At 63.4% G+C, this 15,545-nt stretch carries 16 protein-coding genes and 1 pseudogene; 9 read left to right on the top strand and 8 right to left on the bottom strand.

The window, feature by feature from the left end:
* Positions 1-125 precede the first annotated feature (125 nt).
* A complete protein-coding gene (locus LB557_RS10065; RefSeq protein ID WP_224642983.1) occupies positions 126-1,283 on the bottom strand; it encodes a fumarylacetoacetate hydrolase family protein in 1,158 nt (385 codons plus the stop codon).
* Between the two features lie 258 nt (positions 1,284-1,541).
* Here LB557_RS10065 and LB557_RS10060 point away from each other — a divergent pair, with 258 nt between their 5' ends.
* Positions 1,542-2,144 carry a 2'-5' RNA ligase family protein gene (locus tag LB557_RS10060; protein ID WP_224642982.1) on the top strand — a complete coding sequence of 201 codons (603 nt, stop codon included), beginning with the start codon at positions 1,542-1,544 and terminating at the stop codon, positions 2,142-2,144.
* A gap of 125 nt (positions 2,145-2,269) precedes the next feature.
* Positions 2,270-2,623 carry a nuclear transport factor 2 family protein gene (locus tag LB557_RS10055; RefSeq protein WP_224642981.1) on the top strand — a complete coding sequence of 118 codons (354 nt, stop codon included), beginning with the start codon at positions 2,270-2,272 and terminating at the stop codon, positions 2,621-2,623.
* Positions 2,624-2,718: 95 nt separating this feature from the next.
* On the opposite strand, the gene LB557_RS10050 is transcribed toward LB557_RS10055, so the two are convergent.
* Entirely contained in the window at positions 2,719-3,198 is a 480-nt protein-coding gene (locus LB557_RS10050; RefSeq protein WP_224642980.1) for an SRPBCC family protein, read from the bottom strand.
* A complete protein-coding gene (locus LB557_RS10045) occupies positions 3,195-3,551 on the bottom strand; it encodes an ArsR/SmtB family transcription factor (RefSeq protein ID WP_224642979.1) in 357 nt (118 codons plus the stop codon). The genes LB557_RS10050 and LB557_RS10045 overlap by 4 nt, the downstream gene beginning before the upstream one ends.
* Positions 3,552-3,715: 164 nt before the next feature.
* On the opposite strand from LB557_RS10045, the gene LB557_RS10040 reads away from it, so the two are divergent.
* Entirely contained in the window at positions 3,716-4,066 is a 351-nt protein-coding gene (locus tag LB557_RS10040) for an ArsC family reductase (RefSeq protein WP_224642978.1), read from the top strand.
* Between the two features lie 99 nt (positions 4,067-4,165).
* Here the strand turns inward: LB557_RS10040 and LB557_RS10035 are convergent, their stop codons facing one another.
* The 3 genes and pseudogenes from LB557_RS10035 to LB557_RS10025 all read right to left on the bottom strand — a co-directional run.
* Complete coding sequence (locus LB557_RS10035) at positions 4,166-4,519, bottom strand: DUF488 domain-containing protein (RefSeq protein ID WP_224642977.1); 354 nt, start codon at positions 4,517-4,519, stop codon at positions 4,166-4,168.
* A gap of 22 nt (positions 4,520-4,541) precedes the next feature.
* Complete coding sequence (locus LB557_RS10030; RefSeq protein ID WP_224642993.1) at positions 4,542-5,798, bottom strand: aminopeptidase; 1,257 nt, start codon at positions 5,796-5,798, stop codon at positions 4,542-4,544.
* A 231-nt stretch (positions 5,799-6,029) separates the two neighbouring features.
* Positions 6,030-6,728: pseudogene (locus LB557_RS10025) on the bottom strand (LysR family transcriptional regulator); the annotation flags it as partial.
* Positions 6,729-6,829: 101 nt separating this feature from the next.
* Between LB557_RS10025 and LB557_RS10020 the strand changes: the two are divergent.
* The 3 genes from LB557_RS10020 to sbmA all read left to right on the top strand — a co-directional run bounded on the left by LB557_RS10020 (position 6,830) and on the right by sbmA (position 9,660).
* On the top strand, positions 6,830-7,048 hold the full coding sequence (locus LB557_RS10020; protein WP_140715070.1) for a hypothetical protein: 219 nt from the start codon (positions 6,830-6,832) through the stop codon (positions 7,046-7,048).
* 78 nt (positions 7,049-7,126) lie between these two features.
* Positions 7,127-8,287 carry a YbfB/YjiJ family MFS transporter gene (locus LB557_RS10015; protein WP_224642976.1) on the top strand — a complete coding sequence of 387 codons (1,161 nt, stop codon included), beginning with the start codon at positions 7,127-7,129 and terminating at the stop codon, positions 8,285-8,287.
* A 113-nt stretch (positions 8,288-8,400) separates the two neighbouring features.
* On the top strand, positions 8,401-9,660 hold the full coding sequence (gene sbmA, locus LB557_RS10010; RefSeq protein WP_015318863.1) for a peptide antibiotic transporter SbmA: 1,260 nt from the start codon (positions 8,401-8,403) through the stop codon (positions 9,658-9,660).
* Between the two features lie 29 nt (positions 9,661-9,689).
* Here sbmA and LB557_RS10005 read toward each other — a convergent pair whose 3' ends face one another.
* On the bottom strand, positions 9,690-10,697 hold the full coding sequence (locus tag LB557_RS10005) for a polysaccharide deacetylase family protein (RefSeq protein ID WP_224642975.1): 1,008 nt from the start codon (positions 10,695-10,697) through the stop codon (positions 9,690-9,692).
* Between the two features lie 260 nt (positions 10,698-10,957).
* On the opposite strand from LB557_RS10005, the gene LB557_RS10000 reads away from it, so the two are divergent.
* Positions 10,958-11,623, top strand: coding sequence for a tetratricopeptide repeat protein (locus LB557_RS10000; RefSeq protein ID WP_015318862.1), 666 nt, complete (start codon positions 10,958-10,960; stop codon positions 11,621-11,623).
* 61 nt (positions 11,624-11,684) lie between these two features.
* Complete coding sequence (der, locus tag LB557_RS09995; protein WP_224582875.1) at positions 11,685-13,115, top strand: ribosome biogenesis GTPase Der; 1,431 nt, start codon at positions 11,685-11,687, stop codon at positions 13,113-13,115.
* 36 nt (positions 13,116-13,151) lie between these two features.
* Here the strand turns inward: der and LB557_RS09990 are convergent, their stop codons facing one another.
* Positions 13,152-14,072 (bottom strand): LysR substrate-binding domain-containing protein, encoded by a 921-nt coding sequence (locus LB557_RS09990; protein ID WP_224642974.1) that lies wholly within the window; start codon positions 14,070-14,072, stop codon positions 13,152-13,154.
* 116 nt (positions 14,073-14,188) lie between these two features.
* Between LB557_RS09990 and LB557_RS09985 the strand changes: the two genes are divergently transcribed.
* Positions 14,189-15,475, top strand: a complete 1,287-nt coding sequence (locus LB557_RS09985; protein ID WP_224642973.1) for an MFS transporter — start codon at positions 14,189-14,191, stop codon at positions 15,473-15,475.
* The last annotated feature ends 70 nt before the right edge of the window (positions 15,476-15,545 follow it).

Genomic DNA, 15,545 nt, shown 5'->3' with positions numbered 1-15,545 from the left:
CAGATCGCATCAGTCGGGATGATTTTTCCCGGGCAGTCGGATGATTGTCGCCGAGAGCTCAGCCGGGCGGACTATCCCGATCACGTCTGGGCGGTCTCTGAGGGCGAAAGCCCCCAAAGAGCCGCTTAGAGCAGGCCGGCCTTGGCCAGGTCGCGCATCAAATGGCTGGCGCCGTAGGTCCAGTGCGGGCAATCGGGCGACAGCCGCACGCGGTTGACCAGCGCGCCGAATTTTTCCGACGAGATGGTGACGATGTCGCCGACCTTGTGCGTGAACCCCTTGCCCTTTTCGCCGCGATCCTTCGACGGCACGAACATGGTGCCGAGATAGAGCGCCAGCCCGTCCGGATACTGGTGATGCGGGCCCATGGCCGCGGCAACCAGCTCCTCCGGCGAGCGGCTGATCTCGGCCATCGAGCTTGCCCCCTCCAGCGAAAACCCGTCCTCGCCCTCGACCTTCAGGCGCACGACGGCCTGCTTCACGTCGGCGGTGGAGAACGTGTCGTCGAACAGCCGGATGAAGGGGCCAAGCGAGGCCGAGGCGTTGTTGTCCTTGGCCTTGCCGAGCAGCAGCGCCGAACGCCCCTCGACGTCGCGCAGATTGACGTCGTTGCCGATGGTGGCGCCGACGATCCTGCCGCTCGAGGCGGCGATCATGGCGATCTCCGGCTCCGGATTGTTCCAGGTCGAAACCGGATGCAGGCCGACATCGGCGCCGAAGCCGACCGAGGCCATCGGCTGGCACTTGGTGAAGATCTCGGCATCGGGGCCGATGCCCACTTCCAGATATTGCGACCAGGCGCCGCGCGAAATCAGCTTGGCCTTGATCTCCATCGCCTCTGGCGAACCGGGCTTGAGCTTCGAAAGATCATGGCCGATCAGACCCGCAATGTCGGCGCGGATGGCGTCGGCCTTATCAGCCGAGCCACGCGCCTGTTCCTCGATCACCCGTTCGAGCAGGCTGACGACGAAGGTGACGCCGGAAGCCTTGATCGCCTGCAGGTCGACCGGCGACAGCAGAAAGGGTTTTGCCCGGTCGCGCGTGGCTTCGAAACTGTTGGACGCGATATCGTCGAGTGAACCGATCGGCTTGCCCGTGGCCGAGCGCACATGGCCGGCCGGGTCGGCCAATTCGCAGACGTCACGCACGGTGGGCGCCGCGCTGGATGTGATGTCGAAGACGGTGCCGTCGCGCACCGTGACGACCAGGGGGTGCGAGGCATCGCCGCTCCTGGCGCGGCCGACAAACAAGCCTTCAGCGGGCAGATGTGTCGGGTTGGTCATGAGTTGGGTTCCTCGTTGAATCGAAAATGCTGGCCCGGTCGGCGCGGCACTTTCGCCGGATTCCATTCAAAGGTCTATCCCATCCAAGCAGTCGAGCGGTGGCCGCGAATATGCCGACTGGGTCATCCACGATGTCCGGATGTCAAGGACATCACCGGGCTTAGGGTCCGGTTACTCGAACTTGACTCAGAGAATTGTTCGTGTTTTGTTCTAGGTGCCAGAACAGAACGGAGGCGTTCCTTGGCGAGCGTATAGGTAATGTACCAAGGCGAACTAGATTTCGGAATTCCAGAACCGCCAAGGCGGCCCAAAAAGCCCGATCGTGTCTTCTTCGGCGTGTTTCTGCAGGCAGGGGATTATTTTCGGTTTGCTGATTGTCAAAGCCGGCTATGCGACAAATGTGGCATAGCCGGCTCACCGCTGATACCGGAGCGTTTTCATGTCAGCCAGCAGCATGTCGGGGACTACAAGCGGCTGCGGTCGAAGATCATCTTTGCGGCCACCCGATCGGGGCAGCGCGTCATGATGCCTGCTTTTGAGATCACCTTTCGCCACGCCAGGAGCTTTCCTAGCCGCCCGGCGACAAGAGGCCGACCGGCCAAGCATCCCTTCGTGCTTGTGGCCGATGACGGACCGGTTTGTGAACTGAGCGGGAATCTCGGCGCCGAAATGCTGCGTGAAGGCCTGAAGGCGTCAGACGGGTTCGTCCCTCATATGACCCTTGCCTATGACCAGAAACTTATCCCACAACTGCCGATCGAGCCGATCAGCTTCGTGGCGCGGGAGTTCATTCTCGTGCACAGCCTGCGCGGGCTGACGCAATATGACTTTCTGGAACGTTGGCCGCTGATTGCGATGTAACGAAGGACGCGCTGGTTCGCGCGACACCCCATCCTGACAGGGTCATGTCAGCTATCGACCTGTCCGCGATGGCAGGTCCGCAAGCGGTTCCCTACTTGCAATGCGTCTGAACAGGAGGAACAAAAATGACCGTCACGGAAATCGCCAAGGAGTTCACCGAACTTCTCAAACAGGGCAACAACGAAGGTGCTGCCGAAAAATACAACGCGGACGATATCATCAGCTACGAAGCGATGGAGGGACCGATGGCCGTCAGTCACGGCAAGGAGGCTCTCAGGCAGAAAAGCCAGTGGTGGCAAGAGAACCACGAAGTGCATGGCGGCTCGGTCGAGGGCCCTTATGTCAACGGCGATCAATTCGCGGTGCGCTTCACCTTTGACATAACGCCCAAGGCCACGGGCGAGCGTGTCACTATGGATGAGGTTGGCCTGTACACGGTCAAGAACGGCAAGATCAGCGAAGAGCGCTTTTACTACTGAGGCCGGAAATCGGGCCTTCCCAGCTTTGCTCTCTTTGCGGCAAGGCTGAAAAATGAGCACGGCGGCCAGAGCGATCCTCTGGCCGCTGCGGGCGTTCAAATCGTCTTCGCATACCGCGCAAGTTGATCGGCCACCGTGCCCCAGCCGTCGAAGAAACCCATCTCTTCATGGTTGTCGCGGGTGGCTTGGTCACGGTGAATGGCTGTGGCGGTATAACGCGTACCCTGGCCATCCGGATGGAGCGAAATGACCGCGGTGATGAAAGGCTCGCCCGAGGGTCGATAGCCGGGCAGCAGCGCATCCGTCCACACCAGCCGCTCGTTGGGCACGATTTCCAGATAGCAGCAGTGGCGGTCACTGACCTCGTTGCCGTCGGGCGACTGCATGCGTGTCCGAAACAGGCCGCCCGGCCTGAGGTCGATCTCGCAGTCGGTGATCAGCCATGGCTTCGGCGTGAACCACTGCCTGACATGCTCAGGTGTCGTCCAGGCTCGCCAAAGCAATTCGCGCGGCGCATCGATTACGCGCTCCAGCGTCAGGTCCAGCCGGGGATCGGGCTCGAAGGAATAACTCATTTTTCCTGCTCCTTGAGGGTCATGACATAGGCATCGAACCGGTCGAGGCGGCGTTCCCAAACTGCACGCTGTTCGGCCAGCCAGCTTTCGGCGAGCTTCAACGGTTCAGGCGCAAGCTCGTAAGTCCTGATCCGTCCGGTCTTTTGCGAACGAACCAGCCCGCAGCCTTCGAGAATCTTGAGATGGTCGATGAAGGATGGCAGGGCCATATCGAAAGGCTGGGCCAGTTCGCTGACCGAAGCAGGGCTCCTGTTCAGCCGCTCGACCACGCGCCGTCGCGTCGGGTCGGCAAGCGCGCGAAAAATGCCGTCGATCGGCGGGAGGCTTGGATTTGCACTCTGGAGGCTGGTCATCGATCGGTCCCGGGTCGTCAAAAGCGATCCCAAACACTTAGGCAATTCCCTTAGTGTTGGCAAGCGCCAAATTTCTGGCAATGCTGGCCAAGCTGCTGGCCAAGCGGGAAGGGCGGTTTTAGGCTGCGAAACGGATTCGACCGTCAGCCCAAGGGAAGAGCACTTTGACGATCACCATGTACGGCATCACCAATTGCGACACGATCAAGAAAGCACGCGTCTGGCTGGAGAGCCATGATCTTCCCTATCGTTTCCACGACTATCGGGCCGAAGGGGTCGAGGCGGGCAAGCTGAATGGCTGGGTCGGCAAGGTCGGTTGGGAAAAGCTGCTTAACAAGGGCAGCACGACGTTTCGCGAACTGCCGGAGGCGGACAGGCAAGGCCTCGACGAGAAGAAGGCGAAAGCGCTGATGCTGGCCAAGCCGACGATGATCAAGCGGCCGGTGCTTGAGGTCGGCGATCGGGTGGTGGTTGGCTTCAAGCCGGAGGTTTATGAGCAGACGATGGGGAAGTAGGCGGAAGCGTCGCGACGTCCGATCTCCACCCTCGTGGGGGAGATGTCCGGCAGGACAGAGGGGGGCGCTGTCCCGCCTGCTTGCAAAGGTCCGAGCGCCTCAACCCGCGCTCAAATACTCCGCCAGCGCCACCGCATTATTGTGCGCCTCATCATGCGCGCCGTAGAGCAGCGTTACCTTGCCCTCGCCAAGCAAGCCGCGCAGCTGCGCAACCGCCTCACCATTCCCGTCGAGCTCAGCCCCGTACCGCTTCCGAAATTCCACCCAACGTGCCGGCTCGTGCCCGAACCACTTCCGCAACTCGTCGCTCGGCGCGATCTCCTTCAGCCACAGTGCCAGCGCGGCATGCTCCCTGCTGACGCCACGCGGCCAGATGCGATCAACCAACACCCGCTGCCCGTCATCGGCAGCGGGCGGTTCGTAAATCCGCTTGACCATCAGGTCGAAAGCCATTCGACCTCCCTACGCCGAACCCTCAGGCCCACTCGCCCTTGCGCATCACCGGCACGCGGCTGCCATCCTTGGCGACGCCGTCAATGTCGATCTTGTCCGACCCGATCATCCAGTCGATATGGATGAAGCTCTTGTTGCCGCCGCGCGCCGCGATTTCGTCAGGGCTGAGCGAGGCGCCGTCGACGAAGCATTTCGAATAGCATTGGCCGAGCGCGATGTGGCAGGCCGCGTTTTCGTCGAACAGCGTGTTGAAGAACAACAGGCCGCTGGCCGAGATCGGCGAGGAATGCGGTACCAGCGCCACTTCGCCCAGACGACGCGCGCCCTCGTCGGTGTCGAGCACCTTCTTCAGCACGTCCTCACCTTTCGACGCCTTGGCCTCGACGATCCTGCCGCCCTCGAAGCGCACCGAGATGTCATCGATCAGCGTGCCTTGGTAGGACAGCGGCTTGGTCGAGGAGACATGGCCCTCGACGCGCCGCGCATGCGGGGTGGTGAAAACTTCCTCGGTCGGGATATTGGGATTGCAGGTGATGCCGTTCTTGGCGGTCGAGGCGCCGCCCATCCACTCATGGCCATCCGCCAGCCCGACCGTCAGGTCGGTGCCCGGTCCAGTGAAATGCAGGGCATGGAAATCATGGCCGTTGAGCCATTCGGTGCGGCCGCGCAGCGCCGCATTATGCGCCGTCCAGTTGCCGATCGGGTCTTCCACATCCACCCGCGAGGCGGCGAAGATGGCGTCGGCGAGCTTCGCCACCGCCACGTCGTCGGCATCGCCGGGGAAAACCTGCCTGGCCCAGGCCAGATCCGGATAGGCGACGATGTTCCAGTTGATGTCGAAGCCGGTGATCTTTTCCAGCGCCGGCTGGTAGGCCATCGAATTGGCCTTGTTGGCGCGCGCCACCTTCGCCGGATCCTGCGCCGACAGGAGCGACGGATCCTCGCCGCGCACGGCAAGCCGGGCTGCGTTGTTGGAGAAGGCCTTCGCCATGCCTTCGTAGAGCCAGCCGGCGGCATGGTCGAAGCCAGCATCGGCGCCGAAGCGGTAGCGCGCCAGCGTCATCTCGTCATCGTTGAAGATCGGCGTCACCAGCCCGGCACCGGCCTTGTAGGCGTGTTCGACGATGCGCCTGGTCAGCGGCAGGGCCGCGATAGACGATGTCAGCACCAGGTCCTGTCCGGGCTGCAATTGCAGCCCCACCTTGATGGCGACTTCCGCCAGCCTGTCGAGCTTCACCGGGTCGATCGTTGCGGAAACACCGCGCGAATGTGTGGTCATGATCCTGCCTGTCGTCTTGGGATGTCCGATTGAACATAGACCGGTGCCGCGGTGCTTTCCACCGCGATCGTGCCGCTGGGCTCCGCGACCGACGATCCGAACCGCGCCATCGTCGCCGCGATCTCTTCCTTGATCCAGATCATGAAGTCCCGGACCTTGGGCGCGGATTCCGAACGGCGCCACCAGGCGCCCGTCGGCCAGCGCATCGGCCGTCAGCAATTGCCAGCCTAGCATCACGCCATGGCCGGCGATCGCCGATTCCAGGCACAGCATCGGGTCGGTGAAGCTCGCGCCTTTCTGGAAGGTAACGGGTTGAACGCCGGCGGCCGCGAACCAGCTTTCCCAGTTAATCATCGCCCGCTCGTCGGTGATGGCGCAGGTCTGGGCGAGGTCGCCGATCGACGTTAGTTTTCTGGCAATCCCGGGCGCGCAGACCGGGAAGACTTCCTGCGCCAAGAGCAGCTCCGCCTTTCCACCCGGCCATTTGCCGTCGCCAAGCCGGATGGCAACGTCGACGTCCGAGTGATCGAGATTGGCCAGCCGCACTGAAGCATCGATACGCAGCAGCACGTTGGGATGCCGGTCGAAGTGCCGCGACAGCCGTGGCAGCAGCCATTTGGAGGCAAAGGCCGGTGCCGCCGAAACGACCAATGTGCACTGGCTGGCTTCGTCGGCCAGTGCCACGGCCTGGGCAAGCTCGCGAAATCCAGTGCCAAGGCGGGCCGCGAAGACGGCGCCGAATTCGGTCAGGACGAGGCCGCTTGTCGTGCGCTCGAACAGTGCCTGGCCGAGCTGTTTTTCGGTGCGGCTGATCTGCTGGCTGACGGCGCTGACGGAAACATTGAGTTCGCCGGCGGCGGCGGCGAGCGAGCCGAGACGGGCGACGGTTTCCACGGCGCGAAGGCCGTTGAGATGAACGCGGTTGAGCATGGCCATTTGAGATTTTCTAAACCGGTCCGGCCGAAATCTCAATTGAAAGACATATTGAAACGGCAGACCTTATGGGTGGAAACAGGCCCCATGGAGCCGAAATGCTGAGCATGTTGCTGAAGGCCCTGGTCGCGGCCACTTCGCCGGATGACACGCGCTGCGACTTCGATACGCTGAGCTGGCTGACCGATCCGCTTGCCCATCCCGCGCTGGATGTGATGTCGGAGCGCGAACTCGGTGATGTGCCGTTCCGGTTGACGGCGCGCCGGACCGCCTATGAGACCGTTTCACCGAGCGCCGGTTTCGGCGATCGCTGCTGAGCGCGCGATCGCGATCAGGGCACTGGCCCAACACGAGGCGGATTGTTTCACCCGCTCGCACATCTATTGTGCACTGCAATGACTTCGCCCCAATCGACAGCGCTGCGTTACGCCTTCGCCGGCATGATCGCCATGGCCGTCGCCATGGGCATCGGCCGCTTCGTCTACACGCCAATCCTGCCCGGCATGATGGAGGAACTGCATCTGTCGCCGGCCAATGCCGGCTGGATCGCCTCGGCGAATTATCTAGGCTATCTCGTTGGCGCGTTGGTGGCGGCGGGCAGCTGGGCACATGGACGCGAGCGTTTGCTGATGCTGGGCGCCCTCGGTGCCAGCGCCGTGCTGGCCGCCTCGATGGGGCTGACCGACGCCATGGCCGCCTTCGTCGCCATTCGTTTTCTGGCCGGTCTGGCGAGCGCTTTCGTCATGGTGTTCATGGCCAGCATCGTTTTCAGCCATATCGCGGCCGCCGGGCGCGGCGATCTGCAGGCCTGGCATTTTGGCGGCGTCGGCCTCGGCATAGCGATATCGGCGGCGATGATGGCGGTGCTGGTCACCGAACATGCCGGCTGGGCGCAGGGCTGGCTGTGGTCGGGGGCGATTTCGGCTTGCGGCTTCGTCGCCGTGGCGCTGCTGGTGAACCAGGGGCCGCTCACCAATGGCGAGGTCCGCCGTGAACCGGCGCTGCCGAAAGATCGGTCGCTGATGAAGGTGATCGTCGCCTATGGCCTGTTCGGTTTCGGCTATGTGGTGACGGCGACCTTCCTCGTCGCCATCGTCCGCCAAGGCGGCGGCAGCCGCGTCTTCGAGGCCATGGTGTGGATGGTTGCCGGCCTTGCCGGTTTCCCTTCGGTCTGGCTGTGGCAGAAGATAGCGGCGCAGATCGGGCTTTATGCCGCCTATGCCTTGGGATGCTTCGTCGAAGTTGTCGGCGTTACCGCGAGCGTCGCCACCGGCGGGCGCATGGGGCCGCTGCTTGGTGGCGTGCTGCTCGGCGGCACGTTCATTGCCATCACGGCACTTGGCCTGCAGGCCGCCAGGCAGCAGGCCCCAGCGTCGCCCCGGCGCATCTTTGCCCTGATGACCGCCTCCTTCGGTCTTGGCCAGATCGTCGGCCCGATCGCGGCCGGACTTTTGGCGCAGGCATCGGGCGATTTCTTCCTCGCCTCCATCGTCGCCGCGGCCGTCCTGGTCGTCTCCGGCGCCATCACATGGTCGGCTGCGCCAAAATCGCCATGATTTGTGGTCTTGCTCTGCACCGGCACCGGGCAGGCATTTTCTTTCCCCCTAATGTGTGACCTTATGCCGGCTCAAACCTGCTGATTTGCGCATCGATCGAGGAATTCGCCACAGTGTTCGTATCCTTCTTCCCGCAGCCGAAGCTGTTCTTCTCTTCGGCCGCCATCTGGAGCCTTGCGGCAATCCTGTTCTGGTTTTTCGGCGGGGAGCAATTGGGAGCGGTTTTCGGCATGCCGCCTGCTGCTCCCGGCGCGCCACCCATCATCGGCATCGCCATTCTCGTATCGAAGCCATTCCTCTGGTTTTATATCTACTTCACGCTTTGCGTGGCCATCTTCTACGCGTTCTGGAGTTGGTATTCGCCGCATCCATGGCAGCGCTGGTCGATCCTGATGACGGCGGTCATCCTGTTCTTCATCTATTTCAACGTGCAGGTCAGCGTCGCCGTCAACGCCTGGTACGGCCCTTTCTTCGACTATGTGCAGGGGCTGATGTCGGGGACCGGAAAGTCGACGAACGCCGAGTTCTACACCGGATTGGCCGACTTCTCGTGGCTGGCCCTGGTCGGCATGAACGTGCAGGTGGTCAACGCCTTTATCGTCAGCCACTGGATCTTCCGCTGGCGCACAGCCATGAACAATTACTTTATCGAGAACTGGAGCAGGCTGCGCCATATCGAGGGCGCTTCGCAGCGCATCCAGGAAGATACGATGCGGTTCTCGCAGATCATGGAGGATCTCGGTTCCAGCTTTGTCCAGTCGATCATGACCCTGATCGCCTTCCTGCCGGTGATGATCCAGTTGCAGGCCCACATCAGCGAACTGCCGATCATCGGCGCGATCCCGCAGCCATTGGTGGTCGCGGCACTTGCCTGGTGTCTGTTCGGCACGATCTCGGTGATGATTGCCGGCATGAAGCTTCCCGGCCTGCAGTTCCGCAACCAGCGCGTCGAAGCCGCTTACCGCAAGGAGCTGGTCTATGGCGAGGATCATGCGGACAGGGCGCAACCCGCCACCACCGCCGAGCTGTTCGCCAATGTCCGGCACAATTATTTCCGGCTCTATTTCCACTACATCTATTTCAACGTCGTCCGGTACACCTACCTGCAGGCCGACAACATTTTCTCGCTGCTGATCTTGGGTCCGTCGCTGGTCGCGCACAAGATAACGTTCGGCGCGCTGAACCAGATATCGAACGCGTTCGGCAAGGTGACGGGTTCGCTGCAGTTCCTGCTTACCTCATGGTCGACCATCGTCGAGCTGCAATCGGTGCACAAACGCCTGCGCGCCTTCGAGGCGACGCTGCAAGGCGAGCCGTTGCCCGATATCGACCAGCGCTATCTGGCAAGGCAGGGGGCCGGGGATCCGGCTTGAGGATGCGCTGACGAAACGCCGGTTGGGGCTCAGCCGCCAACCGTAACCTGCTTCCGGCCGCCATCCTGCCGCGAGACGTAATCGCGAAAGCTGATGCACTCGACATCTGATTTGACGCAGACTTCGCCGGCAAAACGCTCCAGCGCATTCCAGTAGGCGCCGTCATTCATCAGCGTGAAGTGGAAGCCGAGTTCCAGCGGAAGGCGCTTGCCCCGATATTGCGCGTCGAAGGCGGCGCGAAACGCCTGATAGGTCCGGTCCGCGAACTCGCCGGCGTTGCTAGGCCGCTCGAAGCCGCCGGAATGGCGGACGTACAGATTGTAGTCCATGGCGATCACCGGCCGTGATTTCGGCCCTTCGGGAATCTGCGGCAGGGAAAAGCGGGTGACGCCGCCAACGGTCGGCGGCAGGGCAGGACCCATTGAAACGCCGCTGGCGTCGAACCGATAACCGGCTGCCGGGAGTGCCTCGTAAAGCGCTTTGCCAGTCGACAGATACGGCGCCCGGAAACCCGCCACCGCATGCCGCGCGAATTCCCGCCAGCCCTCGGGCTCGGGCGCAATGCCGTTGATCGCATAGGCGTTCTCGAAAATGTGCTCGAAGGAGGCGAACTCTTTCAGCCAGTCGGCCTTGCTCCAGTCCTTGCCGTCGAAATGGCCGCAGGCGTGGCTGGCAATGTCGTGACCCTCATGGGCGGCGAGGCCGATCTGTTCCAGCCGCTCTGCCACGTCCTGCCTGGAGGCGGCGAAGCCGATGTTGGATTTGCCCGCCGTCTTGCCCGGCGCGGTGTATTGGCCGCGTGTGTCGGGCGACAGCAGGAAGACGCAGGACAGGAAATAGGTGAAATGCGCGCCGGTGCGCTGGGCCAGCGCCCGGCTGCGCTTCCACTGCGAGATGTCGCGCGCGCTGTCGAAGGAGATGATCACGATCTGCTTCGGCCTTGCCGGTGCTGGTGGCGCGGGCGGATCGGCCAGGGCCACGCCGGCGGTGGCGAGTGAGGCAAGCGAGAACAAAACAACGCGGGACAAACAAGGCATCGGCAAATTCACAGGCTCCGGGTGGTCGGCAAGCCGGCTATCGCGCAAATGTGGCGCCGGTGCGATTGGGTTTTCGTGGGTTTGCCCCCGGGAACAAACATTGGTTTGCCCGGGGGACAAACAGTTGTTTGCCCGGGGACAAACATTTGTTTGCCCCAGGAATAGCCGATTTTCCGGCCGAACCCCTTCCATGCCGACAAAATTTCGCTAAAACGCGGGCTCATGAACCGCCCCGGCCGGGGGCAGGAATGGTTTGATTGATGTCCGACGACAGTTTTATTCGCGAAGTCAATGATGAGATGCGTCGCGAGCAGGCGCAGAAGCTGTGGGACCGTTTTGGCCCGGCCTTGCTTGTCATTGCGGTGCTTGTGGTGCTCGGCACCGCGGCCTTCGTCGGCTATCGCTATTGGGACGAGACGCGCGCCAATCGCTCCGGCGATGCCTTCTCGCAGGCGCTGAAGCTCGCCAATGACGGTAAGAACGATGACGCGCTGGCCGCGCTCGATCAGCTGGAAAAGGATGGCTACGGCGCCTATCCGCTGCTCGCCCGCATGCGCGCCGCGACCGTCAAGGCCAACAAGGGCGACGTCGCTGCCGCCGTCAAGGACTTCGACGATGTCGCCGCCGACACCGCCATTCCCCAGGGCCTGCGTGACATGGCGCGGCTGAGGGCGGCGCTCCTGCTCGTCGATCATGGCTCCTTCGCCGACGTGTCGAGCCGCGTCGAGGCGCTGACGTCGGACACCAACACGCTGCGCCACAGCGCACGCGAGGCGCTTGGCCTTGCCGCCTGGAAGGAAGGCAAGACCCAGGACGCGCTGAAGCTGTTCGATCAGATCGCCTCCGATGATGGCGCCCCGCGCAACACGCGCGAGCGGGCGACCTTGATGTCCGAGCTGATCCGCGGGTCAGGCAGTGCATCGTGACCTCTTGCCCAAGGCGCGCAGCGGTTTGGGACCACGACATGCATGGAAGATGTAGGGTCGGATGACATTCAAAGTTGCCATCATCGGCAGACCTAACGTCGGCAAATCGACGCTTTTCAATCGGCTGGTGGGAAGAAAGCTGGCGCTCGTCGACGACACGCCGGGCGTTACCCGCGACCGCCGCGTCCACGCCGCCAAGCTTTACGATCTGCATTTCGATGTCATCGATACCGCGGGCTTCGAGGATGCCGGCGCTTCGACCTTGCCGGGCCGCATGCGCGCGCAGACCGAAATCGCCATCCGCGAGGCGGATCTGATCTTTTTCACCATCGACGCCAAGTCCGGCCTGCTGCCGGATGACAGGACCTTTGCCGAGATCGTGCGAAAATCCGGAAAGCCGGTCGTGCTGGTCGCCAACAAGGCCGAGGCGAAGGGCGCCCAGGGCGGCATGCTGGAGGCCTGGGAACTTGGCCTTGGCGAACCGATCCCGGTTTCTGCCGAGCACGGCCAGGGCATGCCCGACCTGCGCGACGCCGTGATCGAAGCGCTCGGCGAGGCGCGCGCCTTCGGTGAAGACGAGGATACAGACGACGAAGAGGCCGCCGCCAGCGAGGTGCTGATCGGCGAGGACATCGCCGATCCGGACGCCGAGCCATCCTATGACGATACCAAGCCGATGCGCATCGCCGTCGTCGGCCGGCCGAACGCCGGCAAATCGACCTTGATCAACGCGCTGATCGGCGAGGAGCGGCTGCTGACCGGACCGGAAGCCGGCATCACCCGCGATTCCATTTCGGTCGACTGGGACTGGCGCGGCCGCCGCATCAAACTGTTCGACACCGCCGGCATGCGCCGCAAGGCCAGGATCCACGAAAAGCTGGAAGTGATGTCGGTGCAGGATGGCCTGCGCGCCATCCGTTTCGCCGAGATCGTCATCATCGTACTTGACGCCACCATTCCCTTCGAAAAGCAGGACCTGCAGATCGCCGATCTGATCATCCGCGAGGGCCGGGCACCGGTGATCGCGTTCAACAAATGGGACCTGATCGACAACCCGCAGGAACTGTTGGCCGAACTGCGCGAGAAGACCGAGCGGCTGTTGCCGCAGGCGCGCGGCATCCAGGCCGTGCCGGTCTCGGCCGAGACCGGACGCGGCCTGGACAAGCTGATGGATGCGGTGTTGAAGACGCACAAGGTCTGGAACAGCCGTGTTTCGACCGGCAAGCTCAACCGCTGGCTTGAAGCCATCCTGACGCATCACCCGCCGCCTGCGGTCGCCGGGCGCCGGCTGAAGGTCAAATACGTCACCCAGGCCAAGACCCGGCCGCCGGGCTTCGTGGTCCAGTGTTCGCGGCCGGACGCGATGCCGCAAAGCTATGTCCGTTATCTCTCCAACAGCCTGCGCGAAGCCTTCGACATGCCGGGCGTGCCGATCCGCATCGCGCTGCGCACTTCGGACAATCCGTTCGCCGGCCGCGCGAAGAAGCGTTGACGATAGGGTGGCAACCGCCTCCGCCGAGAGCTGCGGCTAAGCGACTTTCAGCAGGTTTTCTTTGATCTCGGCACCCTCGGGCAACGCTTCGAACGCCGATTGCAGCAGGATGCCGGCCAGCCGCGCCGCGACCGGATCGAGCTCGGCATCCTTCTGATGCAAATGCAGCGCCATTTTCGGCAGCGGCGGCAGCCCGAGCATTCCGGGCGCGAGCGCCCGGACATTCGCGGGCAGGCCGATATCGGTGCGGATCGTCAGCCCGAGGCCAGCCGCCACCGCTGCCCATATGCCGCCAAGGCTGGGGCTGGAGAACGCCATCCGCCAGGGCCGCCCGGCACGATCCAGCGTCTCGGTCGCCACGGTGCGCAGCAGGCAAGGCGCCTCGAACACGACCAGCTGCAGCGCCTCGCCATCGTGGGGGCCCGCCTCCATCGGCTTCGCCGGGCCGATCCAGCGCGCCTGCACGTCGGCGACATGCCGGCTATACGGCAGCGTCGTGCCATCATGCCAGGCGAGCGCAATGTCGAGGTTGCCGGAGAGGACACGCTCGGCCAATTCGTGGCTGCGTCCAATCCGTGCTTCGATCCGAACCTTGGGGTGAGCGCGAGCGAAGCGACCGAGCACTTCCGGCAACACGGCCTCGCCGAAATCCTCCTGCAGGCCGAGCCGCACCCAGCCCTCCAGTTCGACGTCGCGGATCGCCAGGGCTGCCTCGTCATTGAGCTCGATCAGGCGCCGCGCATAGCCGAGCATCGTCTCGCCGGCTTCGGTCAGTGACAGGCCGCGCCCCGCCTTGCGGAAGATCGGCGTATCGGCCTGCTCTTCCAGTTTCTTCAGCTGCGCGCTGACGGCGGAGGTCGAGCGGCCAAGCCGCTCAGCTGCCCTGGCAAAACTTCCCAGTTCCATGCCGGTGACGAAAGTCCTCAGCACGTCGAGATCGAATGTGACGCGGCGCATAAGATCGTCCTCATTTTCAGGACTATCGATCAAAATCTTCCTGATTTTATGGATGAAGCTACGGGGCTATATGCCTCCCGTCAAGGCCGCTCGGCCGGCGCTACAGGAATGGAATCATGTCTGCCACCGTCATTCGCAACGATTGCCAGCTATCCGGGCGAGGCACCGCCACGACCGCGGCCGGCCGGACCTTCGGCCCCAACCACCGCTGGAAGGTCCTGGGCATCGGGGTTGCCGCGAATGCCGGTTTCTCGGCGACTTTCTCCGGCATACCGGCAACGGCGGTCGTGCTTCGCCAGGGCTATCACTTGAGCAATGCCGAGCTCGGCCTGGCGCTCGGTCTTCTTGGACTGGGGGTTGCGCTCAGTGAGCTGCCATGGGGCCTGCTCACCGACCGCTGGGGGGATCGCCGCGTGCTTCTGATCGGCCTCGGTGCAACGGCGGCCTGGCTGCTTGCGATGGCGATGCTCGTCGTGCCGACAAGGTCAAGCATTCCCGATGTCTCGTTGCTGGCGGCAAGCCTGCTCGTCACGGGACTGCTCGGCGGCAGTGTCAATGGCTCGAGCGGCCGCGCAATCATGGGCTGGTTCCGGCAGAATGAGCGTGGTTTTGCCATGAGCATCCGGCAGACGGCGGTGCCGCTTGGTGGCGGCCTTGGCGCGCTCGTCCTGCCTTCGCTTGCCCTGGCTTTCGGTTTCGCCGCGGTGTTCGGGCTTCTGGCGGCGGCATCCGCTCTCTCCGCCCTGTTCGCCTGGCGTTGGCTGCACGAACCGCCGATGGCGGGCGACGCCGTCTCATCTGATGTGGCCGGACCGGCACCGTTGCGCAACATCGAGGTCTGGCGCATCTCGACCGCCATCGGCCTGCTCTGCTTTCCGCAGGTGGCGGTCCTCACTTTCGCGTCGGTGTTCCTGCACGACTTCGCCGGGCTTGGCACGACGGCGATCAGCGCCAGCCTCGCCGTTGTACAGCTCGGCGCCATGGTCATGCGCGTCTGGAGCGGCCGCTTTACCGACCGCCACGGCAACCGCCGTCAATTTCTTCGCTTGTGCAGTGCGCTGAGCGCACTTGCCTTCGTGGTGCTCTGGCTGCTGGTTCTGGCCGCTGCCACGATGCCTGCCAGCCAATCCTTCCTGATCGCTGTCCTGCCCCTGGTGCTTGTCGTTGCCGGCATCTCGGTCTCCGCCTGGCACGGCGTTGCCTATACCGAGCTTGCCACGCTTGCCGGTGCAGGCCATGTCGGAACCGCACTCAGCCTTGCCAACAGCTTTGTCTTCGTCGGCTTCTTCCTGGTTCCGGTGGCCATTCCAGGGCTGCTGCACCTCTGGTCATGGCCCGGCGTGTGGCTGTCGGCAGCCGCCTGCGCCCTGATCGCGTGGCCGATTTTCCTGCGGCGGACCTGAGCCTCCCGCCGCAAAATCGCCCGACTTCGAAACCACGACCTCTGGCCGATCAAGAAAACCTGACCGACCT

This window comes from Mesorhizobium sp. BR115XR7A, assembly GCF_020165315.1.
GTDB lineage: Bacteria > Pseudomonadota > Alphaproteobacteria > Rhizobiales > Rhizobiaceae > Mesorhizobium > Mesorhizobium australicum.
The sequence above is the reverse complement of the archived record's forward strand: the minus strand, read 5'-3'. Positions and strand labels throughout refer to the sequence as shown.